The following is a 24,786-nucleotide window of genomic DNA, read 5'->3' as shown; positions in this document are numbered from 1 at the left end:
GGCGGCGTACGACACGGTCATCGGTTGGGCTCCTTGCTGGTGCTGGTGGTGAGCGGGTGGTGGGCGGGAGCAGACGGATGGTGGCCCGGAGACGGCATCCGGCCGGCGGCGGGCCGCGCGTGGCCCGGTGGCCCGGGGACGACGAACCCGGGCGCGCCCCCCGCCGAGGCGGGTCGGTGAGCGGAGGCGCCGGTCAGGGCGGTGGCGGCATAGCCGAGCAGGGCCAGGCAGGCCAGGGCGCAGGCGAGCGCCGGGACCGTGGCGGGCCCGGGCCCTGCGACGACCCACCGCAGCGGTGCCGCCATCGCGTCGAGCCCGGGCAGTCGGGCTGCGGCGGCGATGCCGAGGGTCAGGCACTCGACGGCGCAGGCGGCGCCGAGCCCCAGGGCGGCGACGCGCGGGAAACCGTGCGCGGCCAGCAGCAGCACGGCGAGGAAGAGCAGCCCGAGCGCGGTGACGGCCGCGACCCGCGCGTCCAGCGCGCCCGGGCCGACGGGGACGCCGGTGAGGGCGGACCGCGCTCCGGCCTGGACGGCGAGGAGGGCGAGGGCGCACAGGGCGACGGAGGCGGCCAGGGCGGGGCGGACGCGGGCCGCGAAGTCGCCCAGGCTGCGGCTGGCGGCGAGCCGGCGCCGGGCCGAGGAGGCGAACCGCTGGGCGCACCCGGCCGCCGGGGCGACGGCGCAGGCCAGGGACAGCGCGACCCAGGCCGGGGCCGGCCCCGGCCTGGTGCCGGGTTCGAGGAGGGCGCGCAGGAGCCCGTCGCCGAAGAGGGCGTAGCCGGTGAGCCAGCAGCCGGTCAGCACGGTGGGCGCCCCGAGCGGCACGCGGCGCAGGCACAGCCGCAGGGCACCGGCGCAGAGCAGCGCCCCGGCGAGGAGGACGAGCCAGCGCGGGGCCGCGGGCACGGGCACGGTGAGGACCAGGGCGGCCAGGAGGCCGGGCAGCAGCCAGGGCAGCCCGCGCACAGCCGCGCGGGTCCGCTCGGGCGGGGAACCGGCAGGACGTCGGCCGTCCGCCGCCCCGTCCGCGTCCCCGTCCGGGCCGGCGGCCCCGGGGGCGCGGGCGAACATCTCCTCCGCGAGCGCGAAGACGTCCCGGTGCCGGTAGCGGGCGGCCGCGCGGTCGTTGATGCCGTGGGCCTCCAGAGCGGCGGCGATTTCCAGGGGGTGGACGGCCCGTTCGCACAGTTTCCGGTGCTGGTGGAGCAGGGCTCGCACCGGGTCGGCGGGCCCGTGTCGGGCCGGGGCCGGTCTGCTCCTGTCCCGCTGCGGCGCGGCGGCCGCGGTGCCGCGCAGGGCGGCCGACGAGCGGTCGTCCCAGGCTCCGGGGCTGCGGGGGGCACGCGGCTCGTACTCCACGGCGCTCACCCCCCGTTCTCCGGCTCGGCGATACCGGCCACGACGGGCACCGCGGTACACGCCGGCACCGGGCCACGCTCCGGCACCGGCTCGCGGCCGGGCACCGGCTCGCCCGCGGCGCGGGCCCAACTCGGGACCTGGGCCTGGCCCTGAGACTGGACCTGCGCGTGGGCCGGGGACGTCGGGGACGTCGGGGACGTCGGGGAGGCCGGGGGCGCGGGACGTGCCGGAGCGCGGCGGCCCGCCGCCCAACGGCCCGGCACCTGCCCTTCCGCCGTCCGCCCGAAGGGATGGGCCGAGGGGGCGGCGAGCGGTTCCCCGGCGCGGCGGCCCGCGATCAGCTCCAGGTACATGCCGTGGAAGGCCTGCAGGTTCTGTTCGACGGTGAACAGCTCCAGCGCCCGGGCCCGGCCCGCCGCTCCGAGCCGGGCCCGGCGGGCGGGGTCGCGCAGGAGTTGCAGGCACGCCTCGGCCAGGGCCCGCGGGTTGCGCGGCGGGACGATGAGACCGGTGCCGCCGATGACCTCGCAGACGGCGCCCGCGTCCGTGGAGACGGTGGCCCGACCGCTGAACATCGCCTCGACGAGCGAGACCGGGAAGCCCTCGACCACGCTGGACAGGACGACGACGGTGGCCCCCGCGTAGGCGTCGGCCGGCCGGGGCACGGCGGGGCTGCCCACCTCCGTGAAGGTGACGGGGTTCGAGCCGACGCTGCGCGGGTCGGCGGCCTCGTCGGGGAAGAGCTGAGCGGCCAGGGCCCGGCAGTGTGCGGCGTAGCCCTCGTCGGCCCGCCCGCCGGTGTCGACGAGGAGCAGCCGGGCGCGCGGTTCGGCGCGGCGGACCTCCGCGAACGCGTGCAGCAGGGCCACGAGGTCCTTCGCCGGTGCGAGGGGCCCGGTCCACACGAGCGTCGGGTCCGGGTCGGGTGCGCCGTCGTCCTCGTCGACGGCGGCGAAGGGGTGGGCGTCCATGCCCGGGTAGACGGTGCGCTGGCGGTCACGGTCGGCGCCGCAGCGCTCCTGCCAACGCCGGGCGTGGGCGTTGCCCGGGGTGATGATCTCGGCACACCGGTAGGCCTCGCCCGCCAGCCGGGTCTGGAAGGAGGCGAGCAGGGCCCGCACGGGTGCCGCCGCAGCGGCGGGCGCCACGGCGCGCGCGGCTCCGCCGAGGAACTGCTCACGCACGCGGACGCCGTACTCGGTCAGCAGGAGCGGCACGCCGAAGCGTCGCCGGGCGAGGAGTCCGGGCAGCACGCCGGGACCGCCGCCGACGGCGTGGCACAGGTCGGCGGTGGACAGGCCGGGGTCGCCCTCGCCGCCGTCGGCCGGCGCGTCGTACCAGTCGAACGACAGCGGTCGCAGGGCACGTTCGAGGCGCTCCATGACGGCGAGCAGGTCGGCGACGCTCGCCGAGCGGACGGCCCGCAGTGCTTCCGGCGCCCGGCAGGCGGCCTCCAGGACGCGGACGGCCCGCTCGGAGCACAGAGCGGCGGAGAGTCGCCCCGGTTCGGTCCCGGCGAGGTCGGCGAGGCCGTAGAGCCCGTTGGCGAAACGGTCCGCCTGTGGCGCCTCGGCGCAGACCGCGCCCGTCAACTCGGCGAAGTGCTCCTCGAACAGCGCCCGGACCCGGCGGCCGTAGCCACGGCGTTCGCCCGGCCCGCCGCCGTCCGGCGGCCCCCACAGCCGGGCGGTGCGCACACCGCGCACCTGTGGGGGCAGCGCGAGCCGCTCTCCCTCGGCCTGCCGACGGCTGCGGCTGAGCGCGTACACGGTGAACTCGTGACCGGCCAGCCCGTGAACCAGCCGTTCGCACCAGTGGACGGACTCGCCCCGGACGTACGGATATCCGCCCTCGGTGAGGAGTGCGATCCGCACGGCGTCACCCCCGATCTTCTCCTGTTCCGGCGCAACGGGATGACGCTATGCGGGGGATACGGGGGGATGATGGACGGTTGTCCGCTCTACCACCGGAAGGGGTGAACTACCGTGACCTTCCGCTCCCTTCGGCGTTCCGCTCGGGTAGGACACGGGCGGGAGCGGCCGGCGGGCGCCCGGCTCACGCCCCGGGGTGCGGCCAGGCGTTGGGACGGCAGGTGCGGTCGCCCGTGGTGAGGGTCTTCGTCTGCTGCATCATGACCGGGGCGAGCGCGCCGTCCTCCGGGCAGAACTCGTGCCCGAGCCCGATGCGGTGCCCGACCTCGTGGTTGATCAGCATCTCCCGGTACTGGCGGATCAGATCGGGCCCGAACGTCGGGGAGCCGTGGCCCCAGCGGTAGGCGTTGATCATGATGCGCTCCGTCGCCGCCGAGTCGCACGAGACGTTGTCGACCGTCGTGTCCAGGCCGGACTTGGCGCACCACTCCGCCGTCGTCACCGGGCTGGCCAGCGTCAGCACGAAGTCGGCGGGCCCGGAGTCGACCCGCTCGAAGCTGTAGGCGTTGTCGTGACTCCAACTGCGTTCGTCACTCAGGGTGGTGTGGACGGCCCGCGCGAACTTCGCGGCGTCCACGCCGACCTCGTCCTCGACCTCGACCCGGTAGGTCAGGCGGGTGGCGCCCTCGCCCCCTCCGCCCTGCCGGCCGGGGACGACGGTGAAGGTTCCGGGCCCGTCCAGATCCGGGTCGACGTCCTGGGCGGCCGCCAGCCACTCCGCGTAGGTCGGTTCCGGCTCCTCGGAGTCCGGCGGACTCTCCGACAGCTCCGACGCGGGCGGCTCCTCCCCGGACGGGGCTTCGCCGCCGGGCTGTTCGCCGGCCCCGGCCAGGTCCTCGGTGCCACCGCCGACCGTGGCGCCCTGGCCGACGACCAGCAGCGTCAGTCCGGCGGTGACGGCCGCCGCGCAGAGCCCGGTGAAGAGGCGCAGCCGCCCGCCCGGTCCCCCGCCCGGCCCGGCCTCGGGAGCCCGGTCGCCGGGGACGTCACCTCCGTCCGGGCCGGAGTCCGGCGCCGCCTGAGGCGTTCCCCCGGGCGGCGGGACCGGCGGGTCCGACGGGCCGTCGAAGGCGCTCAGGTACTCGGGGTGCGGCCCGTTGGGCGCGTCGGGGGTGCGGGGCCGCGGTACGGCCGCCGGTGACACGGGGCCCGGAGGTCCGGGCCTCGGCGTCCCCTGGCCGTACCCCGGCGGCCGACCGTGACCGGGCGGCGGGGGCTGGCCGTGACCGGGCCGCGGGCGCGGGTCCTGGCCGGGCCGCGCGGGCTGCCCCTGCCCGGGAACGGGGCGTGCCCCCTGGACGGGACCGCGCGGCCGACCCTGCCCACGAGCGGGCGCCGGGCCCTCGGCACGGCCCGGCGGCGGACCCTGGACGGAACCCGGCGGCGGGCCGTCGGCTCCGCCCTGAGACGGCCGGCCCTCGGCACCGGTCGGAAGCTGGTCGGCGGAGGAGCGCGGCTGCGGGACGTCCGGCCGGGCGGGCGGCGGGGTGGACGTCGCCCCGCCGAGCGGGGCACGTCGGGGTCGGCTGTGACGTCCCACGTTCCCCTCAGCTCCCGTTCGGCTCGACTGCGTTCTCCCCGGCGTCTCCGCCGGCGCTCCGCGCGCGCTCCCCGCTCTCGGCCAGCAGCCGGCGGAAGGCCGCCGCCACCTCCCGCGGATACTCCATCATGGCCACGTGCCCGGCCTCGGGCAGGGTCACCAGCCGGGAGTCGCGGAAGGCTCGGCTCGCCCTGCGCGACATGCGGTAGGAGACGAGCTGGTCACGACGGCCGTAGATCAGCAGTGTCGGCGCGAGGACGCGTTCGGCCTGCCGCCACAACGAGTGCTGCCCGCCGAGCGTGTAGGCGTCGACGACCCCGCGCGCGGATCGGGCGAGGCTATCCCAGAAGTGCGGCAGCCGCAGCCGCCGCTCGAATTCGAGAGCCGCCTCGGCCAGGCTCTCCTCCGTGACCCGGCTCGGGTCGCCGTAGCAGAGCTTCAGCAGTGCGCGGGTGTGCTGCTCCCCCGTCATACCCCGGGCCAGCCTGCGGTACGCCTGGACGACGCCGGGAACCGCGAGCAGGGCCGTGGGCAGCGCGGTGCGCTGCGGGAGCAGTTCCGGCAGGGCCGGGGAGACGAGCGTCAGGGTGCGCACGAGGTCGGGCCGGGCGGCGGCTACCCGGGTGGTGACGGCACCGCCGAGGGAGTTGCCGAAGAGGTGCACCGGACCGCGCCGGGCGGAGTCGAGGTGCCGGATGACGGCACGGGCGTGCGCGGCGACCGTGTACCGCCCGTCCTCGGGGGGAGGCGACCAGCCGAAGCCCGGGAGGTCGAGCGCCTCGCCGTCCACCGCGTCCGACAGCTCCTCCATCAGGGCCGTCCAGTTCAGCGAGGAGCCGCCCAGGCCGTGGACGAAGAGCGCGGGCGGCGCACCGTCCGGCACCCGCCCCGGCATGTCGCGGACGGCCAGGGTGAGACCGGGCAGGGACACCGTGCGCGGGGGGTGCAGCAGGGGGCTGCCACCGGCCGCGGGCGCGGATTCCGACGGCCCACGGCGCTGTGCTGCGGTCCGCACGTGGGGAGGGTCGGTAGAAGCCATGCCTGGCATGTTACGGCTTGATCACGCGGGCGATCACGGGAGCGCTCGCGTGTTCGGGGTCACACACCACCTCGCGCGCCGATGCGGCGGCCCATAGGCTCGTGTGAGGAGGCGGGCGTCTGGGTAAGGGGTGGCGTTATGCCCGTCATGCCAGGAGATCAGACCGATCCGGACACCTTCGAGGAGATCGTGAACGACGACAAGCGGCGCCCCGCCGCCGAGGAACCGGGAACAGAGACGCCGGAGGCCCCCGAGGCCGACGTGGCGGAACAGCACACCGAGCTCGTGGAGCCGCAGGAGGAGGCCCTGCCCGGCCCGACCCGGGACGATGTCGACCCCGCCGACGCGGCGGACCAGGCGCGCGTCGTGGAGATGAACGAGGACGAGTACCGGTGACGACCGGAGGTGCGTCCGGCATACCCGCCGCACACCCGGCACCGGGCCCGGACAGAACGCCACGAGCCGGGCGTCACGCTGTCCGGAAAGTGAAAAACTGCGGCCGGAGCGCGCGGGTACCGGTTACCCGAAAGTACGATGACGGGTGCGGCGCACCTTCGCGCCCGGAACGAACCAGGGAGGCGGCGTGACAGCCATCGAGCAGACCGAGGCACGTCCGCGGGGCACGCGCCTGCCGCGGCGGGCGCGGCGCAACCAGTTGCTGGGAGCCGCGCAGGAGGTCTTCGTAGCCCAGGGCTACCACGCGGCGGCGATGGACGACATCGCCGACCGGGCAGGCGTCAGCAAGCCGGTGCTCTACCAGCACTTCCCGGGGAAGCTCGACCTCTACATGGCCCTGCTCGACCAGCACTGCGAGGCGCTCCTCCAGGCCGTGCGCACGGCTCTGGAGACGACGACCGACAACAAGCAGCGCGTGGCGGCCACGATGGACGCCTACTTCCGGTTCGTGGAGAACGAGGGCGGCGCCTTCCGGCTCGTCTTCGAGTCGGATCTGACGAACGAGCCGGCTGTCCGTGAGCGGGTGGACAAGGTGAGCCTGGAGTGCGCGGAGGCGGTCAGCGCCGTCATCGCCGAGGACACCAAGCAGCCGCAGGAGCAGTCGATGCTGCTGGCCGTCGGGCTGTGCGGCCTGGCCCAGATCACCGCGCGCTACTGGCTGGGAGCGGGCCAGCCCATCCCCAAGGACGCGGCCGCCTCCCTGATCTCCTCCCTCGCCTGGCGCGGGATCGCCGGCTTCCCGCTGCACGACTGACGAGCCGGTACGCCACTCCCCCGGAGTCGGGGGCGCCGCGCCCGCGCCCGCCACGCGGCCCGCGTGTTCGCCACGGGCGTGGCGGGCGGGCGGATGGGGGCACTCCGGCCGGGCTAGGGTGAGGACACAGTGCGCGGTCGACCGCGCAGTCAGTGAGCGTGTCGGAAGGGTCGAAGGGACATAGCGTGGAGGTCAGGATCGGCGTGCTGCACACGCCTCGCGAGATCACCCTGGAGAGCCGGCAGAGCGCGGAGGAGATCGAGAGCACCGTGGCGGACGCGCTGGCCGGCAAGTCGGGGCTGCTGAGCCTGGAGGACGAGCACGGCCGCAAGGTGCTGGTGCCGTCCGACCGGCTCGCGTACGTGGACATCGGTGACCCGTCGGCCCGTCGCGTGGGCTTCGGCGCCGTCTGAGCCACCGCGGAGCGCCGTTCGGGTGAACCCCGAGCACGGCGCCCACGGGGTAGGACGCATACGGCGGCGGTCGGGGGAGTTCCTCCCGGCCGCCGTTTGACGTGTGCCGCCTCCCGGGTAGGAAGCGGACGGTCCCGTTCGCCACCGGCTCGGAGGTACTCATGCTCGGGGAAGCGCTCGGCTCCGCTCTACTCGGTCTCGCCGTCGCCTGTGCGGCTCTGTGGTCGTTCCCCAGCCGGTTCGGGAACCCACCGCTCGTCCTGGCGACCGGCACGATCGCCGCCGCCCTGGGCGGCCTCGTCACCCGCGCCGTCCTCGGCCCGGGCCATCTGGGCGTCTCGCTCCTGCTGGCGGTCGCGGTCGCCTCGGCGCTGGTGTCCCTGCTGCTCGACGGCCGCCGCCGCGCCTACTCCCGGCCCTCCTGGGGCCACCACCGCTAAGGGGTCCGCCGGGGCACACCGAACGACGCCGGGGGGCCGTGCGGCCGGGCCCTGGTGCGTGGTCGGACTCGCCCCGGCGGCCGGACGAAAGCGGCGGCCGCGCACGGCACCGGGGAACCTGCCAGCGGCCACACGGAAGAGGCGAGAGTCCGGCCGCGACGGCACGGAACCACGGCGGCGAGAGCCGGCCACAGCCCCGGCCACCCCCGGCCGCGCGTGCGGCTGACCGGCCGGAAAGGCCCTAGGCGGCCAGGCCGAGAGCGGCCATCCGCTTCGTGTGCGCCTCCGTGATCCGGGAGAACATCCGGCCCACCTCCGCCAGGTCGAAGCCCTCGGCGACCCCGCCGACCAGCATGGTCGAGAGCGAGTCGCGCTCGGCCACGACCCGCTGGGCCTGCGAGAGCGCCTCGCCCATCAGCCGCCGCGCCCACAGGGCCAGCCGGCCGCTCACCCGCTGGTCGGCCTCGATGGCGGCTCGCACCCGCTCCACGGCGAAGCTGGAGTGGCCCGTGTCGTCCAGCACTCCGAGGACGAGGGCCCGGGTGTCGGAGTCCAGCCGGACGGCGACCTCCCGGTAGAAGTCGGAGGCGATCGAGTCTCCGACGTACGCCTTGATGAGGCCCTCCAGCCAGTCCGAGGGCGCGGTGAGGCGGTGGAACTCGTCCAGGGAGGAGACGAACGGCGCCATGGCCTCCGTCGGGTCCGCGTCGATGTGGGTCAGCCGCTCGCGCAGGGTGTCGAAGTGGTGGAACTCGGCCGCGGCCATGGCGGCCAGCCTGCCTTTGTCCTCAAGGGTCGGAGCCAGCTTGGCGTCCTCGGCGAGCCGCTCGAAGGCGGCCAGCTCGCCGTAGGCCAGCGCCCCCAGCAGGTCGACGACGGCCGCCCGGTACTGGGGATCGGCGGATGCCTGCGCCCAGTCCTGCGCGGCGATACCGGTCTCGGGTTGCGGAGAGGTGGCAGAGGTCTCAGACGTTCCCATGCGGGGCACAATAGCCCTCCCGACCTGCTGCGCAGGCGGCCAGGGCACATCGCGTCCGAGGTCCGGACGACCGTCCCCGGAGATCGGGCCGGTGCGGATGCGCGGTTTGGCTGTACAGTGATACGGAGCCCGCCGAGTATTCGACGGGCGCATGCATGAGCGCACACGTGCCCGACGGTGGGCCACGGCCTGTGAGACGGTCCGTGTGAGAGCTCGTGTGAACGTTTATGTGTGAACAACGCATGATCCGGGAAGCTCCCGGAAAGCGGATGCCCGGTCGGTAGCACGATCGGCTCCGACCAGACCGCCCTCCGCACAGTGAGGGACCGCTCGCGCGAGACGAGCGCTTGAGCGAGAGCTCGTGGTCCCGCGCCGCGCGCGATCAACGACGTGCACGCGGTACGACCCGCCTCGCCGCCTTGTGTCGCGTCTCATGGAAGAGGCACACCCTGTCCACCACGACTTTCCGCGAACTCGGCATCCTGGCCGAGACGGCCGAGGCCCTGGAGGCCGTCGGCATCGTCAATCCCTTCCCCATCCAGGAGATGACCCTTCCCGTCGCCCTCTCCGGCGGTGACGTCATCGGCCAGGCCAAGACCGGCACCGGCAAGACCCTGGGCTTCGGTCTGCCGCTCCTGGAGACCGTCACCGTCCCCGCCGACGTCGAGGCGGGCCGGGCCACGGCCGAGCAGCTCACCGACGCGCCGCAGGCGCTCGTGGTCGTCCCGACCCGCGAGCTCTGCCAGCAGGTGACCAACGACCTGCTCACCGCCGGCAAGGTGCGCAACGTGCGCGTCCTGTCCATCTACGGCGGCCGGGCCTACGAGCCTCAGGTCGAGGCCCTGCGCAAGGGCGTCGACATCGTGGTCGGCACCCCCGGCCGGCTGCTGGACCTGGCCGGGCAGCGCAAGCTCGACCTGAAGCAGGTGCGGGCCCTCGTCCTGGACGAGGCCGACGAGATGCTGGACCTGGGCTTCCTGCCCGACGTCGAGAAGATCATCCAGCAGCTCCCGGTGAAGCGGCAGACCATGCTCTTCTCCGCCACGATGCCGGGGCAGGTCATCTCGCTGGCCCGCCGCTACATGTCGCAGCCCACGCACATCCGCGCCACCGCGCCGGACGACGAGGGCGCCACCGTGGCGAACACCACGCAGCACGTCTTCCGGGCCCACTCCATGGACAAGGTGGAGATGGTGGCCCGCATCCTCCAGGCCGAGGGCCGCGGGCTGGCGATGATCTTCACCCGGACGAAGCGCACCGCGGCCGACGTCTCCGAGCAGCTCACCCGCCGCGGCTTCGCCGCCGGAGCCGTCCACGGCGACCTCGGCCAGGGCGCCCGCGAGCAGGCGCTGCGCGCCTTCCGCAACGGCAAGGTGGACGTGCTCGTCTGCACCGACGTGGCCGCGCGCGGCATCGATGTCGAGGGTGTGACGCACGTCATCAACTACCAGACGCCCGAGGACGAGAAGACCTACCTGCACCGCATCGGCCGCACCGGCCGCGCGGGCGCCTCCGGCACGGCCGTCACCCTCGTCGACTGGGACGACATCCCGCGCTGGCAGCTGATCAACAAGGCGCTGGAGCTGAGCTTCCCGGACCCGCAGGAGACGTACTCCACGTCGCCGCACCTCTACGAGTCGCTGGGCATCCCGGAGGGCACGAAGGGCGTCCTGCCGCGGGCCGAGCGCACGCGCGCCGGGCTGGCCGCCGAGGAGGTCGAGGACCTGGGCGAGCCGGGCGGACGCCGCGGTCGCGGGGCGAAGGCCGCCGCGCCCACGGAGGAGCGCCCGCGCCGGACCCGCACCCGCACCCGTCGCCGCACCCGCGGCGGTGTCTCCGTGGAGGGCTCCACCGCGGACGCGACCTCCGGCTCCGCCGCCGGTTCGGCCGCCGGGAAGCCCGAGTCGGGTGACGCGGCGGCTCCCGCCGCCACGGAGGGCACGGCGGCCCGCAAGCCGCGCCGTCGTCGCCGTCGCACGCGCTCGTCCGCGGCGGAGTCGAAGGCGGAGTGACGCGCGGGGGTCCGCCCCCGCTCCCCAGGAGCCGCGGACCACGGCACCGGAGCACCGGCTCCGCTGTCGCGGTCCGCGGCTCCTGTCGTCTGCCCCGGTCGCCGCGTCCACCACGGCGGACGCTAGCGTCGGCGCATGAGCAAGCCGCCGTTCCTGAAGCTGCCGCCCGGAGGCCGCGCGTACCGGCTCCACACCTCCCGGGGCGCGTTCGCCGTCCACGACGCGGGGACGCCCCGGCTGGGTACCGCCCTGCTGCTGCCCGGCTTCACCGGGAGCAAGGAGGACTTCGTCGCGCTGCTCGGCCCACTCGCCGACGCCGGCTTCCGGGTCGTCGCGGTGGACGGCCGGGGCCAGTACGAGTCCGACGGCCCGGACGACGAGGACGCCTACACCCTGTCGGAGCTGGCCGCGGACGTCCTGGCCCAGACCGAGGCGCTCGGCGCCGGCCCCCTGCATCTCCTCGGCCACTCGCTCGGCGGCCTCATCGCCCGGGCCGCCGTGCTGCGCGACGCCGCGCCCTTCCGCTCGCTCACGCTCATGAGCAGCGGCCCCGAGGCCACCTCGCCCCTCCAGCAGGACCGGATCAGGATGCTGACCGAGGCGCTGCGGACGTTCACGATGGCGGAGGTCTGGGAACACATGCGCGCCCTGGACCCACCGGAGGCCGCCGACGCCGCCACCCCGCCTGAGGTGGAGGAGTTCCTGCGCGACCGCTGGCTCACCACCGTCCCCGCCCAGCTCGTCGCCACCGGCCGCATCCTGACCGGCGAGCCCGACCGCGTCGCGGAGCTGGCGGCCGTCCCGCTGCCCCGGCACGTCGTGTCCGGCGCCACCGACTACGCCTGGCCGGTCCCGCTGATGGCCGAGATGGCCCGTCGGCTCGACGCCCCGCACACCGTCATCGACGGCGCCGACCACTCCCCCAACGCCGACCGGCCCACGGAGACGGCCGCCGCCCTCGTGAGGTTCTGGGCGGCCCACTGACGCCCCGCTGACGGTCTTCGCACCCCCGGCCGAGGCGCCGCCGAACCCGGACCTCACTACGCTGGTGAGTGCGAGGACGACCATGTCCGTGACCGTGCGCACCGTGACGCTCCCCGGGGGTCTGACCCTCCCGTACGCCGAGCGGGGGCGACGCGACGGGATACCCGTCGTCCTCGTGCACGGCTACGTGGACTCGTGGCGGGCGTTCGAGCCGCTGCTGCACCGCCTTCCCCTCTCGCTGCACGCGTTCGCGCCCACGCAGCGCGGCCACGGTGACGCCGGCAAGCCGCCCGGTGGCTACCTACCCCGGGACTTCGCGGCGGACCTCTCCGCCTTCCTGGACCGCCTGGAGCTCGAGCACGCCGTGCTCGTCGGCGGCTCCAGCGGCGGCGTCCAGGCCCGGATGGCGGCGGCGCGGCTCCCCCACCGGGTGACCGGGCTGGTGCTGCTCGGCGTCCCGGCCGCTCTCGCGGACAAACCGGGGGCCGAGGAGCTGTGGGCGACGGTGGCGGAGCTGCGGGACCCGATCGCCCCGGACTTCGTCGAGCGGTTCGCCAGCGGATTGACCGCGGCGCCCCTCGACCCCGCCTTCCTGCGGACCGTGGTGCGGGAGAACCTCAAGGCCCCCGCCCGGGTGTGGCGGGACACCCTGCGCGGGCTGCTGGACACGGACCTGCGGGCGACGCTCCCGCACGTCCGGGTGCCGACGCTGGTGGTGTGGGGGGACCGCGACACCGTCCTCAGCCGCGCGGACCAGGAGTCGATCGTCGACGCGGTGCCGGACGCCCGGCTGGTCGTGTACGAGGGGGCCGGGCACGTCGTGTACTGGGACAGCCCGGAGCGCGCGGCGCGGGACGTCGCCGAGTTCGCCGAGCGGGTCACCGCCTCCCACGCCGCGCGGGAGGCGGGGGCCCGCTCCCGCCCGGGTGGTGGGCCGGGCCGCCCCGCAGGACCATGAGCCCATGGGGCGACGACTTGCGGACATCAGCACCCCGGCGCGGCTGGCGGACGCGGGCGAGGGGATCAGCCACGCGGAGCTCGGGCTGGCCACGCGCAACCACGGGCTTCCGCTGGAGGCTCTGCGCTACGACGTCACCCCGCCCGGGCTGCACTACGTGCTCGTCCACTACGACATCCCCGCGGCGGACGACGCCGGGTGGGAGGTGACGGTCGGCGGCCTGGTGCGCCGCCCGCTGCGGCTGACCGTGGCCGGCCTCCGCTCCCGTCCCGCCGTCACCCGGCGCGTGACGATGGAGTGCGCGGGCAACGGGCGGGCACTGCTGACCCCGCGACCGGTCAGCCAGCCCTGGCTCGTCGAGGCCGTCGGGACCGCGGACTGGACGGGCGTCCCGCTGCGGACGCTGCTCGCCGAGGCGGGCGTGGAACCCGGTGCCGTGGACGTCGTGTTCACCGGTGCGGACCACGGCGTCGAGCGCGGGGTCGAGCAGGACTACCAGCGCGGCCTGCCCCTGGCGGTGGCCCGGGGCGAGGACCCCGAGGTGCTGGTGGCCTACGCGATGAACGGGGGTCCGCTGCCGCCGCAGCACGGCCACCCGGTGCGGCTGGTCGTGCCCGGCTGGTACGGGATGGCCCAGGTGAAGTGGCTGCGCGACATCACCGTCGTGGACGCCGCGTTCACCGGCTTCCAGCAGACGGTCGCCTACCGCCTGCGGCAGGACGCCGAGGAGGAGGGCGAGCCCGTCACCCGGATCGCTCCGCGGGCCCTGCTGATCCCGCCCGGCTTCCCGGACTTCCTCTCCCGCACGCGGGTCGTCCGCCCTGGCCCGGTGCGGCTGGAGGGCCGCGCCTGGTCGGGGCGGGCACCGGTGCGGGGCGTCTAGGTCAGCACGGACGACGGGGCGACCTGGGGCCGGGCCGAGCTGGACCCCGCACCCGGCGACGCGGCGGGCCGCTGGGCCTGGCGGCGCTGGCGGTACACGTGGCACGCCGAGCCCGGCGGCCACGTGCTCGGTGCGCGGGCGAGCGACGCGGAGGGCGGCGCGCAGCCGTTGCACCAGCCCTGGAACCTCGGCGGCTTCGCGAACAACGCGGTGCAGCGGGTGCCGGTCCTGTGCACGGACGAGGCGGCCGGGCCGGGACCGCTCAGCCCTGGATCACCTGGCGGACGCCGTTGATGATCTGCTGGACGGCGATGGCGGAGAGCAGCATGCCGGACAGCCGGGTCACGAGGACGACGCCGCCCTCCCGGATCAGCCGGACGATCCCCAACGAGTAGCGCATGGTCAGCCAGAGCACCACGTGCATGGCCACGATCGCGCTCCACACCGACACCTGGCCCCCGAGCCCGTCCGCGCGCTGGACGGCGATGATCACGGCGACGATGGCGCCGGGGCCGGCGAGCAGCGGCATCCCGAGCGGCACGAGGGCGACGTTGACCTCCTTCGTCTGCTGCGGCTCGTCCGTCTTGCCGGTCAGCAGATCCAGCGCGACGAGGAGCAGCAGCAGCCCTCCCGCGATCATCAGCGCGGGCGTGGAGACGTGCAGGTAGTCGAGGATCTGCCGGCCGCAGAGGCCGAAGACGGTGATGACGGCGAGCGCGACGGCCGCGGCCTGCCAGGCCATCCTGCGCTGGACCTTGACCGGGCGCCCGGAGGTGAGCGCGAGGAAGATCGGCGTGATGCCGGGCGGGTCCATGATGACGAAGAGGGTGAGGAAGAGGGAGCCGAAGACTGCGGCGTCGAACATGGGGGTGCCTCGGAACGGGTCGTACGGGAGGGAGGGGGGAGGGGAAGGTCAGGGAAGCGGAGAGGGGCCCGTCTGCCCGGGAGCTCGGGAGCCGGCTCGGCCGGACCGGGCGCGCCGCCCCGCCGGCCGACGCCGAGGGGTCAGGCCGTGACCGGCCGGGCTCCGGAGCCGCGGTCGGCGATCTCGGCGTAGACGTCGGGGGCCGTCAGGTGCTCACCGAGGCGGCAGGTCTTGCGGCTGCCGTGGTAGTCGCTGGAGCCGGTGGCGAGCAGACCGAGATCGGCGGCGAGGCCGTGCAGGCGGGCCCGGGTGGCCGGGTCGTGGTCCATGTGGTCGGCCTCGATCCCGTCGAGACCGGCGGCGGCGAGCTCGGCGATGGCGCTCTCCGGGACGCACTGGCCGCGTTTGAGGGCGAGCGGGTGGGCGAAGACGGCGACGCCGCCCGCTCCCTTGACGAGGCGGATCGCCTCGAAGGGGTCCAGCTCGTGCTTCTCCACGTAGGCCCGGCCGTCGTTCGCGAGCCAGTCGGAGGTGAAGGCCGCCGACACGTCGGGCACGACGCCGAGTTCCACGAGGGCCGACGCGATGTGCGGGCGGCCGACGGCGCCGTCGCCCGCGATCCGGCCGACCTGCTCCCAGGTGACGGGGACGCCCAGCTCCTGGAGCTTCGCGACCATGGCCCGGGCGCGCGGCACGCGGTCGTCGCGGACCAGTTCGCGCTCCCGGGCCAGCTCGGGTTCGCGGGGGTCGAAGAGGTAGGCCAGCATGTGCAGGCTCACACCGTCGAGGCGGCAGGACAGCTCGGCCCCGGTGACCAGGGTCAGCCCGGCGGGCAGGGCCGCGGTGGCCTCCGCGTGCCCGGCGACCGTGTCGTGGTCGGTGAGGGCGACGACGTCGAGCCCGGCCCGGGCGGCGTTGCGTACCAGCTCGGCCGGGGTGTCCGTGCCGTCGGACGCGGTGGAGTGGGTGTGCAGGTCGATCCGCACAGGCACGCTCCAACGCTCGACGGGACGGGGTCGGCACCAGTCTAGCGGCGTGCCGCCGGCGCCCGGGCCGCCGCGTCGGTCGAGCGTGGTCGGTCGAGCGCGTCAGTCGAGGAGGCGCGGGGAGAGCGCCCCGCAGGGCACCATCTCCACCTCGGCTCCGACGTCCCGCATGTCGGCGAGGACGAGGTCGTCGTAGAGGAGCATGCCCGCCTGTTCCGGCCAGCCGACGACCCACAGCCACAGCCCGCGGGCCTCACCGGCGAACACCGCGCGGTCGTCCGGGGTCTGGGCGACGTGCCACAGCGGGGTGGGCCGCCCGGCGGCCACGACCTTGGCCTGCGGGGGCCCGGAGACGTCCAGCCCCGGATCGAGACCGGGGACTTTGGCGTAGCGGGCGCCGAGGCCGAGCCCCAGATCCTCGGCGACGAGGACGATCTCGCCGACCCCGCCCACGGGGCCGGGGCCGGTGCAGGCGACGGCGGTGGCCCGCCCGCCGCTGCGGTCGTCACCGGCGCTGGCGACGCCGGTGAACAACCAGCCGAGCGGCAGCGGCCAGGGCATCCACACCGGGACCTGGGCCCGTTTGATCGCGACGCTGAGCGCTTCGACGCTGGGTGGGACCACGGGCTGGACCGGCTGTACGGCGCCGTGCGCGTCGCACTGCCAGGAGTCGGAGAAGAGACCGGGTGCCCTCACGCGGCCACCACACTTCGGGCAACTGGGTTCGCCCCTCATGGGCATCCACGGTGCTCCCCCCGACGGGCTTCGTCAAGGACGATCACCCGGTCAGGGGTACCGCGCGGCGCAGCGGGTCGCGCAGGTCCGTGCCGTGCTCGAGCCAGCGTTCCCGGAGGGCCTGGGCGCCGTGCACGCGCTTCCAGGCCGCCTCGGTCGGCGTCATGGGCAGCAGCGGCAGGAAGCGGACGGGCTCGCGCGGCGCGTCGAGCTCCAGGTCCTCGACGAGGCCGCCCGGCTCGGCCACCAGCACGGAGCTGAAGGGCGCGCCGGGCCACAGCGGCTCGCCGACGTCGAGCGAGGCGCCGGGCGCCACGACGACACCCTCGACCTGGGGGGACGCGGCGAGCACGGCGAGCGGGCGCAGCACCTTGTCGGTGTCGACGATCCCGGCCCTGACCGAGAGCAGCAGCTCGGCGCGCGGCCCGCGCTCGGGGTCGGCGAGGGCGGCGGTCGGGTCGCTCATGGGCGCCGCCGACATGCCGAGGGTCGCGTAGCGGACCACCGGCGCCCGGGTGTCGCCCGTGGCCGGGCCGTCGTCCGGGGTGGGTCCGCCGACCGGGTCGACGAAGCGCAGGACCGTGATCCGGTCGGTTCCGAGAAAGGTGATCGCCGCGCGGGCGTCCGGTTCGCCGAGCGCCGAGCACAGCCGTGCCTCGACCAGTTCGAGAAGATCGGTCATGCGGCGAGTTTAGGGCGCGTGTTGATTGGGAAAAGAAGCGGCGCTTTTCAGCCTCTCGAACCGGGGAAGTGGCCCGCCGGATGCTACCGTTGTGCCGCCCGTCGCCGCCTGTTTCCGCCCTTCAGGGCCCGGCGGCCGGGGCATCCAGCGATTCCCCCCAGGGGGCCGACCGGAGGAGGTGGGCGGACGTGGATCCCAGTCGACCGTGCAGTTGCAGCCCGTCTCCCCTCCGCCAGCGGCCCTGCTGACGCTCACTCCAGGCACTCCACGGCTTTGGGAACGCCCTCCCCGCCTTCCCCGCTCCGCCGTACCCGCTGCCCGGCCCTCCCGGCCGGACCGTCGTGCCCGTGGTGGCCAGCCGAAGACGACAGCGCCGCTGACGGCTCGTTGCGCGTGACACCCGCGAAGGAGCCCAGCATGTCGATGATCCGTGACCTGCGTGCCGCCGTACGGCCCGCCCGCCGCCCCTTCCGCCGCGGCCTGGTGGTCGGCTCCTACGAGCCGGGCCCGGGGCCCGCGCCGTCCAGCGCCGTGATCGACTGCGCCGTCTACCAGGACGGCCGCCGTCGCGCCGACAGCCTGACGCCCGCCGAGGCGCTCGCGGCCGTCCGCGGCGGGGTCCGGCCCGACGGCGCCCGAGGCTTCGTGTGGATCGGGCTGCACGAGCCGACGGAGGAGGAGTTCGCCGGGCTCGCACAGGTCTTCGGGCTGCACCCGCTCGCGGTGGAGGACGCCGTCCACGCCCACCAGCGCCCCAAGCTGGAGCGCTACGACGACTCGCTGTTCACCGTCATCAAGACGATCCACTACCGCCCGCGCGCCGAGCGCTCCGCCGGCAGCCAGGTCGTGGAGACCGGCGAGGTCATGTGCTTCACCGGCGCCGACTACATCATCACCGTCCGGCACGGCGCCGAGGGCTCGCTGCGCTCCCTGAGGCACCGGCTGGAGGACGACCCGGAGCTGCTGGCCAAGGGGCCGTCGGCCGTCCTGCACGCCATCGCCGACCAGGCGGTCGACGGCTATCTGGCCGTCTCGGACGCGGTGCAGGTCGAGATCGACGACGTGGAGATCGACGTCTTCTCGCAGCAGACCGGCGGCAACCGCGCCAAGCAGCGGGCCGGGGGCGAGGCGGGCCGCATCTACCAGCTCAAGCGGGAGGTGCTGGGCCTCAAGCGGGCGGTGTCCCCGCTGCTGCGCCCCATGCAGCAGCTCAGCGAGCGGCCGATGCGCGTCATCGACCCGGACATCCAGAAGTACTTCCGGGACGTCGCCGACCACCTCGCCCGGGTGAGCGAGCAGGTGCTCGCCTTCGACGACCTGCTCAACTCGATCCTTCAGGCCAATCTGGCGCAGGCCACCGTGGCGCAGAACGAGGACATGCGCAAGATCACCTCCTGGGCGGCGATCTTCGCGGTGCCGACGATGATCGCCGGTGTCTACGGCATGAACTTCTCCTATATGCCCGAGACCGACTGGAAGTACGGCTACCCGGCCGTCATGCTCCTGATCACCGGCATCTGCTTCGCCATGCACCGCGGGTTCAAGCGAAACGGCTGGTTGTAGCCGTGCGCCGCGTGTTCTCGCCCCGCGTGGGGCCCGTCCTCCCGGCCTCCCCGCGGCGCCACGGCGCCCGCCGCACGCACGGTAGGGTCGGGGCATGACCGAGACCACAGCCCCCGACGGCGCTGGGGCCCTGTTCGGACGGGCCCTCGTGGAGGAAGCCGCGAAGAAGTCCGCCCTCGTGTGGGTGCGCGGTCCGCAGGGCGGCCCGGCGCGGGCGCTGTGGCACGTGTGGCACGAGGGCGCGGTCTGCGTCGTCGGCGACGGTCCCGGCGAACAGCCCCTGGCGGGCCTCGGGCTGACGGACGGCGCCACCACCACGGTCAGCGTCCGCAGCAAGGACAAGGGCGGCCGGCTCGTCGTCTGGCCCGCCCGGGTCGTCACGCTGCGGCCGGACGGCGAGGCGTGGCCGGCCACGGCCGAGGAACTCAAGGGCAAGCGCCTGAACGCCCCCGACGCCGACACCCTCCTGGACCGCTGGGCGCGTGAGTGCCGGGTGCTGCGGCTGGAGCCCGCCGGAGAGCCGGTGGAGCAGCCGGGCGCGATGCCCTCGGGCACGACCGCCGCGCCCCCGGTGGAGTCCCCGGCCACGACGCGGCACCCCGTTCCGGCCGGTCTGCCCCGGCTGATGTTCCGCAGGCGCCGCGACGGCTGAGGTCCCGGCGCCGGGCGGGCCACGGGCCCCCACCACGCCGCCGCGCCGGGCGTCCGCCCCGGCCAGGCCGCTCACGCCGGGGATGCGGAGCCGGCGTCACCCCTCGGATCCGGAGTCCGACCCGGCCTCCTGCTCGGCGAAGATGTCCTTGCCGTAGTCCAGGACCTGCTCCTCCTTGGGGGCGCGCAGCGAGAACCGCTTGTCCCAGTCGGACATCGTGATCACGCCCGCGTCCCCGGCCCGCTCCAGCCGCAGCGGGTACGGGGTGTCGATGAGCGAGACGTCCATCACACCCCCCGCGCCGCCCGCCGCGGTGACCCGGATCGTGCGGACGCCGTCCACCTCGCCGCGCTCACCGGTGGCCCGCTTCCCGTCCATGGCGAGAACGCCGTCCAGCAGGACGTCCATGGTCGTGAAGCCGCTGAGCTGGTCGTAGGCCGGGTCCTCGGCCGGGACCTTCACGTACTTGCCGTCGAGCTTCCCCGCGGCCTCGCGGTCGGCCTCGGTCGGCTCCTCACCGCCGTGCTCCTGGTGGACCCAGAACTCCGCGTCGGCCTTCAGGAAAAGCTGCTCGCCGACGCGCAGCAGCTCGAAGCGGTTGCCGCCCTGCGCGGAGACCTCGCCGATCCCGCCGTCGTCCTTCAGCCGCATGTCGAGCCGGTAGGTGCGGCCCTTGGTCACGAGCGTGCCGGTCAGCCGGACGGCGTCCGCCGCGTCCGCCGCGTCCCTGGCCTTCTTCTCGATGCGCTCGGCGGTGAGCTTGCCGACGCCGTTGGTGCCCGCGTCCGGGTCCTTCTTCTCCTCCGCGCAGCCCGTGAGCCCGGTGGCGAGCCCCGCAGCGAGGCCGATCGCGAGCACCGCCCGCAGCCCGGGACCGGCGGCCCCCCGCGGTGTCCTCCTGCCGATGCGGAACCATGCGGGGCGTGCTGCGGACACTGCGGCTCTTCCTCCGGTGACGTCGGCGTGGGGAACCGCACACTACCCGCATCGGCGCCACCTGGCGGTGACGGTCCGGCGGAGGGCGCCGTACCATCGGGCGTATGGCTACCGACACGTACGGAGCGGCTCCCACCGACGAGGCGGTGCGCGCCGCCCTCGCCACGGTGAACGACCCGGAGATCAACCGTCCGATCACCGACCTGGGCATGGTCAAGTCCGTCGACATCGCCGCTGACGGCTCGGTGGCCGTCGCCGTCTATCTCACCGTCTCGGGCTGTCCGATGCGTGAGACGATCATCGCGCGGGTGACCGACGCGGTGCGCGGCGTCGCGGGCGTCACGGACGTCCAGGTCGAGCTGGACGTGATGAGCGACGAGCAGCGCCGCGAACTGGCGGAGAACCTGCGCGGCGGCAAGGCCGAGCGCGAGGTGCCGTTCGCCCAGCCGAACTCGCTGACCCGCGTGTACTGCGTGGCCTCCGGCAAGGGCGGCGTCGGCAAGTCCTCGGTGACGGTGAACCTCGCCGCCGCCATGGCCGCGGACGGGCTGAAGGTCGGCGTCGTGGACGCGGACATCTACGGCCACTCCGTGCCGCGCATGCTCGGCGCCGAGGGGCGTCCCACCCAGGTCGAGGACATGATCATGCCGCCCGCGGCGCATGGCGTGAAGGTCATCTCGATCGGCATGTTCACCCCGGGCAACGCCCCCGTCGTCTGGCGCGGGCCGATGCTGCACCGCGCGCTGCAGCAGTTCCTCGCCGACGTCTACTGGGGCGACCTGGACGTGCTGCTCCTGGACCTGCCCCCGGGCACCGGCGACATCGCCATCTCGGTCGCGCAGCTCGTCCCGAACGCGGAGATCCTCGTCGTCACCACCCCGCAGCAGGCCGCCGCCGAGGTGGCCGAGCGGGCGGGGTCGATCGCGGTCCAGACGCACCAGAAGATCGTCGGCGTGGTGGAGAACATGTCCGGGCTGCCCTGCCCGCACTGCGACGAGATGGTGGACGTCTTCGGCACCGGCGGCGGCGAGCGGGTCGCCGAGGGCCTGTCGCGGACGACGGGCACGACGGTGCCGGTGCTCGGCTCCATCCCCATCGACGTGCGGCTGCGCGAGGGCGGGGACGAGGGCAGGCCCGTGGTGCTGAGCGACCCGGACTCCCCCGCCGGGGCGGCGATCCGCTCCGTGGCGGGCAAGCTGGGCGGCCGGCAGCGCGGCCTGGCCGGGATGTCGCTGGGCATCACGCCCCGCAACAAGTTCTGAGACGCACCGGCACACAGGGGCGGGTCCGGCTGCCGGGCCCGCCCTGTGCGTTGCCGCGCGCGGCACTCAGGAGCCGTCGGAGGCGGCCCGGTAGCCGGTGATGTCCTGGATGACGCTGAAGCCGAGGCCGTAGGCGCTCATGCCGCGGCCGTAGGCGCCGATGTGGACGTCGTTGCCCGCGGTTCCGGCCAGCACCCAGCCGTACTCGGAGTCCCGGTAGTGGAACGGCGTGGGCACACCGTCGACGGGCAGGTTGAGCGTGGCCCAGCCCTCCCCGCCGAGGTGGTCGGCCAGGTCCCAGGCGATGGCGGTCTGCTGGTCCAGCCAGTCCTGCCGCAGCGCCCGCTCCATGTGCGTGGGCCAGGTGCACGACAGCAGCCCCGAACCGGCCAGCCAGGCGGCCGAGGACACGGAGGTGGCCTCCAGCATCCCCGTACCGTCCGCGCTGCGCCGCAGCGGACGGCTCGCCACGGTGACGACGACGGCGAACCGCTGCTCGTCCGGGCTGGTCTCCACCCGCAGTGACGGCTCGTCGCCGTGCCCGGTGGACCCGTGCTCGACGGTGCCGTCGGCCGCCGCCCCGACCTGCATCAGCCAGCGCGGGCCGGTGAACGCCTCGTCCAGCCCGTACCAGGGAAACGCGGCCATCAGGTATCCGTCCACGCTGCGGTGCGCGGCCCGAGCCGGGGCGAACACGGATGACTGGACCGCCCGTCTGGTGCTCTCCATCTGCGCGAAGCCTCCTCGCCGGTGACACCCGGGCTTACTGCCCCGGACACAGGGAGGATAACGACCGGGACGCGCCGTGTCCGATCAGGGGATCAGTTGATCAGGTGATGAATCCGACGTGTACTGCTTTCACGTGGCGTCCGCGTCGAAGGGCGTCGGTGTCCCTCCGGAGCCCACGTCCTTCTTCCGCAGCAGGTCAGGGACGGTGGAGGCGGATTCGGAACCGGCCGCTCCGGCCGCCGGGGCGGTGACCCCCGCGTCCGTCGCCCGGACCGGGCCCGGCGTGCCGCGGCCGTTGATCAGGTCCGTGGTCTCCGTGAGTTCCTTGCGGACGTCCAGGGCACGCAGGTCCTCTCGCACGTCCAGGCTCTCGCGCAGCTCCTTCAGGCCCAAGGCGTCGTCGTCACTCATCAGATGCTTCTGGGCGAAGCGCTTGGGGTGCAGGTCCTGGAACTCGAAGTCCTGGTACTCGGGGCCCAGTTCCTTGCGGATGTCGTCCCTGGCGCTGTCGGAGAACTGCCGGACCTTGCGGATGAAACCAGCGGCGTCCTGGATCAGCCTGGGCAGCTTGTCCGGACCGAAGATCAGCACCGCGAGGATGAACAGCACCGCGAACTCGAGGGCCCCTATGTCCATGAACACTGTGCCACTCCTCCAAGGCTGCGACGGTCCGGGCTTCCGGTCCCTCGGTCACGGTACCCGCCCGGGGGTACGCGACGGGAGTCGGTCGGCGCCGACACGTCACGGTTAGGGGCCGCCCGTGCCGTGCACCGCCGCGGCCGCTCCCCGGCTCACGGCGGCGTCCGGCTCGGCCCGCGGGACGCACCTCAGTCGCCGCGGGCCGTGTCCAGGGTCACGACGACGGTGTCCTCCTCGCCGTCCCGTCGGACCGTCAGCTCCAACTCGTCGCCCGGGCGGTGGCTGCGGATCTTCACGATCAGCTCCTCGCCGGTGCGGACGACGTCACCGTCGACGGCCGTGATGACGTCGCCCTCCTGGATGCCCGCCCGGTCGGCCGGACCGTCCTCGACGACCGCCGGGCGCCCCTCCTCGGCCACCCCGACCAGGGCGCCGTCACCGCTGTAGGACATGTCCACCCGCACCCCGATCACCGGGTGCGTGGCGTGGCCGGTGTTGATCAGCTCCTCGGCGACCCGCTTGGCCTGGTTGATCGGTATGGCGAAGCCGAGGCCGATCGAGCCGCCCTGGCTCTCCCCCACCGCGCCCTCGGCGGAGCGGATGGCGCTGTTGACGCCGATCACCCGGCCCTCGACGTCCACCAGTGGGCCGCCGGAGTTGCCCGGGTTGATGGGCGCGTCGGTCTGCAGGGCGTCGACGTAGCTGATGTCGCTCGCGTCCTCGCCGCCGGCCGTGATGGGCCGCTCCTTGGCGCTGATGATGCCCGACGTGACCGTCCCGGCCAGGTCGAACGGGGCGCCGATCGCCACGACCGGGTCACCCACCTGCACCGAGTCGGAGTTGCCGAGCGGCAGTGGCCTGAGGTTCTGAACGCCGTCGACCTTCACCACGGCCAGGTCGTAGCCGCCGTCGCCGCCGACGAGCCGGGCGCTGGCCGTGTGCCCGCTGCTGAACGTCACCTGTATCCGGCCGTCCTGCCCGGCGGGGCTGACCACGTGGTGGTTGGTGAGGATGTGCCCGCGGTCGTCGAGGACGAAGCCGGTGCCGGTGCCCTGGGCTCCGCCACCGCGGACGTGGATGGTCACCACCCCGGGCAGCGTGGCCGCGGCGATCCCCGCGACGCTGTCCGCCGGACGCTCGGGGCCGCCCGGCGGGGACTGCGGCAGCGTCACCGAGCCGAAGTCCCCGTTGCGCTCCAGATACGCGCCCGCGAAGCCGCCCGCCACAGCGGCGACCAGCACACAGGCGAGGACGGCGGCGAGGAGCCGGCCGCGCCGCCCGCCCCCGGGCTTCGGCCGCTCGGGCTGAGCGGGGCCGCTCGGGGAAGGCTGCGACCACGGGTCGTAGCCGCGCCAGCCGACCTCCGGAGCGGCGCCGGTGGCGGGTGCGGCCGTACCGGTGGACGGAGCGGGGGCGTGCCCGCCGGTCTCGGCGTAGGCGTCGGCCGGGGCGGGAGCCACAGCTGCCGCCGGCACCGGGGTTCCGGCGGCCGGAGTGCCGCCCGGGGCCGTCCCGGCGATGGCGGTCCCGGCCGCGGGAGTGGTACGCGCGGGGGTGCCCGCAGCGGGGGTGGCGCCCGCCGGGGCGCTCGCCACGGCCGTGCCGGCGGGTGGGGTGGGTGCCGAGGGTGCTGTGGGCTGCGACGGCGCGAGCGGGGTGCCGCCGGGCGGTGTCGCGCCCGGGTGCTGGACCAGCGGGGCGGGAGACCACGGGCCGGGGCCACCGTAGGGCGGGGTTGAGTACGGGTCCTCGCCGTGCCGCGGCACCGGCCCGGCCTCCTCGGCCGTCCCCCGGCCGCCCTGCCGCCCGGCCCCCTCCGTGCGGCGGGCCTGCGGAGCGGGCACCGGGCTCGGGCGGCTCCACCACTGCGGCGTCGTCCGGGATTCCCTCGCCTCGTCCATCTGATCCCCACTCACCTCGTCCCGCCCGGCGGGACCGACTCCGGCGGTCACCCTACGTCGTCACGGCGACGCTCGACCCCGACGGG

The 24,786-nt window shown here is 74.8% G+C and carries 23 protein-coding genes and 1 pseudogene; 11 read left to right on the top strand and 13 right to left on the bottom strand.

The genetic code is table 11. The features are described from left to right. Window positions 1-17 precede the first annotated feature (17 nt). The 4 genes from HPT28_RS17370 to HPT28_RS17355 form a co-directional block, all read right to left on the bottom strand. Window positions 18-1,370, bottom strand: coding sequence for a hypothetical protein (locus HPT28_RS17370; protein WP_219092024.1), 1,353 nt, complete (start codon window positions 1,368-1,370; stop codon window positions 18-20). After that, entirely contained in the window at window positions 1,367-3,235 is a 1,869-nt protein-coding gene (locus HPT28_RS17365; protein WP_219092023.1) for a DUF3492 domain-containing protein, read from the bottom strand. Before HPT28_RS17365 ends, HPT28_RS17370 begins: the two co-directional genes overlap by 4 nt. Before the next feature lie 181 nt (window positions 3,236-3,416). After that, window positions 3,417-4,436: a DUF3152 domain-containing protein gene (locus HPT28_RS27645; protein ID WP_219092022.1), complete on the bottom strand. Its 1,020-nt coding sequence runs from the start codon at window positions 4,434-4,436 to the stop codon at window positions 3,417-3,419. Between the two features lie 403 nt (window positions 4,437-4,839). After that, complete coding sequence (locus tag HPT28_RS17355; protein WP_219092021.1) at window positions 4,840-5,871, bottom strand: alpha/beta fold hydrolase; 1,032 nt, start codon at window positions 5,869-5,871, stop codon at window positions 4,840-4,842. Window positions 5,872-6,018: 147 nt separating this feature from the next. On the opposite strand from HPT28_RS17355, the gene HPT28_RS17350 reads away from it, so the two are divergent. From HPT28_RS17350 to HPT28_RS17335, 4 genes are all read left to right on the top strand, one after another. Then, window positions 6,019-6,267: a hypothetical protein gene (locus tag HPT28_RS17350; protein WP_219092020.1), complete on the top strand. Its 249-nt coding sequence runs from the start codon at window positions 6,019-6,021 to the stop codon at window positions 6,265-6,267. Window positions 6,268-6,454: 187 nt separating this feature from the next. Beyond that, window positions 6,455-7,081, top strand: coding sequence for a TetR/AcrR family transcriptional regulator (locus tag HPT28_RS17345; protein WP_219092019.1), 627 nt, complete (start codon window positions 6,455-6,457; stop codon window positions 7,079-7,081). Window positions 7,082-7,266: 185 nt separating this feature from the next. After that, a complete protein-coding gene (locus tag HPT28_RS17340; protein ID WP_219092018.1) occupies window positions 7,267-7,494 on the top strand; it encodes a DUF3107 domain-containing protein in 228 nt (75 codons plus the stop codon). Between the two features lie 161 nt (window positions 7,495-7,655). After that, on the top strand, window positions 7,656-7,934 hold the full coding sequence (locus HPT28_RS17335; RefSeq protein WP_219092017.1) for a hypothetical protein: 279 nt from the start codon (window positions 7,656-7,658) through the stop codon (window positions 7,932-7,934). Between the two features lie 241 nt (window positions 7,935-8,175). Here HPT28_RS17335 and HPT28_RS17330 read toward each other — a convergent pair whose 3' ends face one another. Next, a complete protein-coding gene (locus HPT28_RS17330) occupies window positions 8,176-8,913 on the bottom strand; it encodes a ferritin-like fold-containing protein (protein WP_219092016.1) in 738 nt (245 codons plus the stop codon). Between the two features lie 419 nt (window positions 8,914-9,332). On the opposite strand from HPT28_RS17330, the gene HPT28_RS17325 reads away from it, so the two are divergent. The 4 genes and pseudogenes from HPT28_RS17325 to HPT28_RS17310 all read left to right on the top strand — a co-directional run bounded on the left by HPT28_RS17325 (window position 9,333) and on the right by HPT28_RS17310 (window position 14,044). Further along, window positions 9,333-10,925 (top strand): DEAD/DEAH box helicase, encoded by a 1,593-nt coding sequence (locus tag HPT28_RS17325; protein ID WP_219092015.1) that lies wholly within the window; start codon window positions 9,333-9,335, stop codon window positions 10,923-10,925. A 135-nt stretch (window positions 10,926-11,060) separates the two neighbouring features. Then, window positions 11,061-11,909, top strand: a complete 849-nt coding sequence (locus HPT28_RS17320) for an alpha/beta fold hydrolase (protein ID WP_219092014.1) — start codon at window positions 11,061-11,063, stop codon at window positions 11,907-11,909. A gap of 82 nt (window positions 11,910-11,991) precedes the next feature. After that, the gene (locus HPT28_RS17315; RefSeq protein ID WP_219092013.1) at window positions 11,992-12,867 is read left to right on the top strand and encodes an alpha/beta fold hydrolase; all 876 of its coding nucleotides are present in this window, start codon (window positions 11,992-11,994) and stop codon (window positions 12,865-12,867) included. Window positions 12,868-12,871: 4 nt separating this feature from the next. Beyond that, a pseudogene (locus tag HPT28_RS17310) lies at window positions 12,872-14,044 on the top strand (sulfite oxidase). Here HPT28_RS17310 and HPT28_RS17305 read toward each other — a convergent pair. The 4 genes from HPT28_RS17305 to HPT28_RS17290 all read right to left on the bottom strand — a co-directional run bounded on the left by HPT28_RS17305 (window position 14,013) and on the right by HPT28_RS17290 (window position 17,018). Further along, window positions 14,013-14,615, bottom strand: coding sequence for a MarC family protein (locus tag HPT28_RS17305; protein ID WP_219092012.1), 603 nt, complete (start codon window positions 14,613-14,615; stop codon window positions 14,013-14,015). The pseudogene HPT28_RS17310 and the gene HPT28_RS17305 sit on opposite strands and share 32 nt — an antisense overlap. Window positions 14,616-14,755: 140 nt before the next feature. After that, on the bottom strand, window positions 14,756-15,601 hold the full coding sequence (locus HPT28_RS17300; protein ID WP_219092041.1) for a PHP domain-containing protein: 846 nt from the start codon (window positions 15,599-15,601) through the stop codon (window positions 14,756-14,758). Window positions 15,602-15,703: 102 nt separating this feature from the next. Further along, on the bottom strand, window positions 15,704-16,336 hold the full coding sequence (locus tag HPT28_RS17295) for a DUF6758 family protein (RefSeq protein ID WP_219092011.1): 633 nt from the start codon (window positions 16,334-16,336) through the stop codon (window positions 15,704-15,706). Between the two features lie 43 nt (window positions 16,337-16,379). Continuing rightward, window positions 16,380-17,018, bottom strand: a complete 639-nt coding sequence (locus HPT28_RS17290) for a suppressor of fused domain protein (protein ID WP_219092010.1) — start codon at window positions 17,016-17,018, stop codon at window positions 16,380-16,382. Window positions 17,019-17,435: 417 nt separating this feature from the next. Between HPT28_RS17290 and HPT28_RS17285 the strand changes: the two genes are divergently transcribed. After that, entirely contained in the window at window positions 17,436-18,581 is a 1,146-nt protein-coding gene (locus HPT28_RS17285) for a magnesium and cobalt transport protein CorA (protein WP_219092009.1), read from the top strand. A 94-nt stretch (window positions 18,582-18,675) separates the two neighbouring features. After that, on the top strand, window positions 18,676-19,233 hold the full coding sequence (locus HPT28_RS17280) for a hypothetical protein (protein WP_219092008.1): 558 nt from the start codon (window positions 18,676-18,678) through the stop codon (window positions 19,231-19,233). Window positions 19,234-19,329: 96 nt separating this feature from the next. On the opposite strand, the gene HPT28_RS17275 is transcribed toward HPT28_RS17280, so the two are convergent. Then, window positions 19,330-20,169 (bottom strand): hypothetical protein, encoded by an 840-nt coding sequence (locus HPT28_RS17275; protein WP_374226977.1) that lies wholly within the window; start codon window positions 20,167-20,169, stop codon window positions 19,330-19,332. A gap of 104 nt (window positions 20,170-20,273) precedes the next feature. Here HPT28_RS17275 and HPT28_RS17270 point away from each other — a divergent pair, with 104 nt between their 5' ends. Beyond that, window positions 20,274-21,431 (top strand): Mrp/NBP35 family ATP-binding protein, encoded by a 1,158-nt coding sequence (locus HPT28_RS17270; RefSeq protein ID WP_219092007.1) that lies wholly within the window; start codon window positions 20,274-20,276, stop codon window positions 21,429-21,431. A 66-nt stretch (window positions 21,432-21,497) separates the two neighbouring features. Here the strand turns inward: HPT28_RS17270 and HPT28_RS17265 are convergent, their stop codons facing one another. From HPT28_RS17265 to HPT28_RS17255, 3 genes are all read right to left on the bottom strand, one after another. Beyond that, on the bottom strand, window positions 21,498-22,160 hold the full coding sequence (locus HPT28_RS17265) for a hypothetical protein (protein WP_219092006.1): 663 nt from the start codon (window positions 22,158-22,160) through the stop codon (window positions 21,498-21,500). Window positions 22,161-22,289: 129 nt separating this feature from the next. Next, entirely contained in the window at window positions 22,290-22,802 is a 513-nt protein-coding gene (locus HPT28_RS17260; RefSeq protein ID WP_219092005.1) for a sec-independent translocase, read from the bottom strand. A gap of 185 nt (window positions 22,803-22,987) precedes the next feature. After that, the gene (locus tag HPT28_RS17255) at window positions 22,988-24,700 is read right to left on the bottom strand and encodes a S1C family serine protease (protein WP_219092004.1); all 1,713 of its coding nucleotides are present in this window, start codon (window positions 24,698-24,700) and stop codon (window positions 22,988-22,990) included. Between the last annotated feature and the right edge of the window lie 86 nt (window positions 24,701-24,786).

Source organism: Streptomyces sp. JJ38 (genome assembly GCF_019303475.1).
Classification (GTDB): domain Bacteria; phylum Actinomycetota; class Actinomycetes; order Streptomycetales; family Streptomycetaceae; genus Streptomyces.
Note: the sequence above shows the minus strand (reverse complement) of the source record. Positions and strands in the feature narration are given on the sequence as shown.

Coding starts and splice junctions, on each gene's coding strand:
- HPT28_RS17355 (WP_219092021.1), bottom strand. CDS start 5,871: ATGGCTTCTACCGACCCTCCCCACGTGCGGACCGCAGCACAGCGCCGT.
- HPT28_RS17350 (WP_219092020.1), top strand. CDS start 6,019: ATGCCAGGAGATCAGACCGATCCGGACACCTTCGAGGAGATCGTGAAC.
- HPT28_RS17335 (WP_219092017.1), top strand. CDS start 7,656: ATGCTCGGGGAAGCGCTCGGCTCCGCTCTACTCGGTCTCGCCGTCGCC.
- HPT28_RS17330 (WP_219092016.1), bottom strand. CDS start 8,913: ATGGGAACGTCTGAGACCTCTGCCACCTCTCCGCAACCCGAGACCGGT.
- HPT28_RS17320 (WP_219092014.1), top strand. CDS start 11,061: ATGAGCAAGCCGCCGTTCCTGAAGCTGCCGCCCGGAGGCCGCGCGTAC.
- HPT28_RS17315 (WP_219092013.1), top strand. CDS start 11,992: ATGTCCGTGACCGTGCGCACCGTGACGCTCCCCGGGGGTCTGACCCTC.
- HPT28_RS17305 (WP_219092012.1), bottom strand. CDS start 14,615: ATGTTCGACGCCGCAGTCTTCGGCTCCCTCTTCCTCACCCTCTTCGTC.
- HPT28_RS17295 (WP_219092011.1), bottom strand. CDS start 16,336: ATGAGGGGCGAACCCAGTTGCCCGAAGTGTGGTGGCCGCGTGAGGGCA.
- HPT28_RS17290 (WP_219092010.1), bottom strand. CDS start 17,018: ATGACCGATCTTCTCGAACTGGTCGAGGCACGGCTGTGCTCGGCGCTC.
- HPT28_RS17285 (WP_219092009.1), top strand. CDS start 17,436: ATGTCGATGATCCGTGACCTGCGTGCCGCCGTACGGCCCGCCCGCCGC.
- HPT28_RS17280 (WP_219092008.1), top strand. CDS start 18,676: ATGACCGAGACCACAGCCCCCGACGGCGCTGGGGCCCTGTTCGGACGG.
- HPT28_RS17270 (WP_219092007.1), top strand. CDS start 20,274: ATGGCTACCGACACGTACGGAGCGGCTCCCACCGACGAGGCGGTGCGC.
- HPT28_RS17265 (WP_219092006.1), bottom strand. CDS start 22,160: ATGGAGAGCACCAGACGGGCGGTCCAGTCATCCGTGTTCGCCCCGGCT.
- HPT28_RS17255 (WP_219092004.1), bottom strand. CDS start 24,700: ATGGACGAGGCGAGGGAATCCCGGACGACGCCGCAGTGGTGGAGCCGC.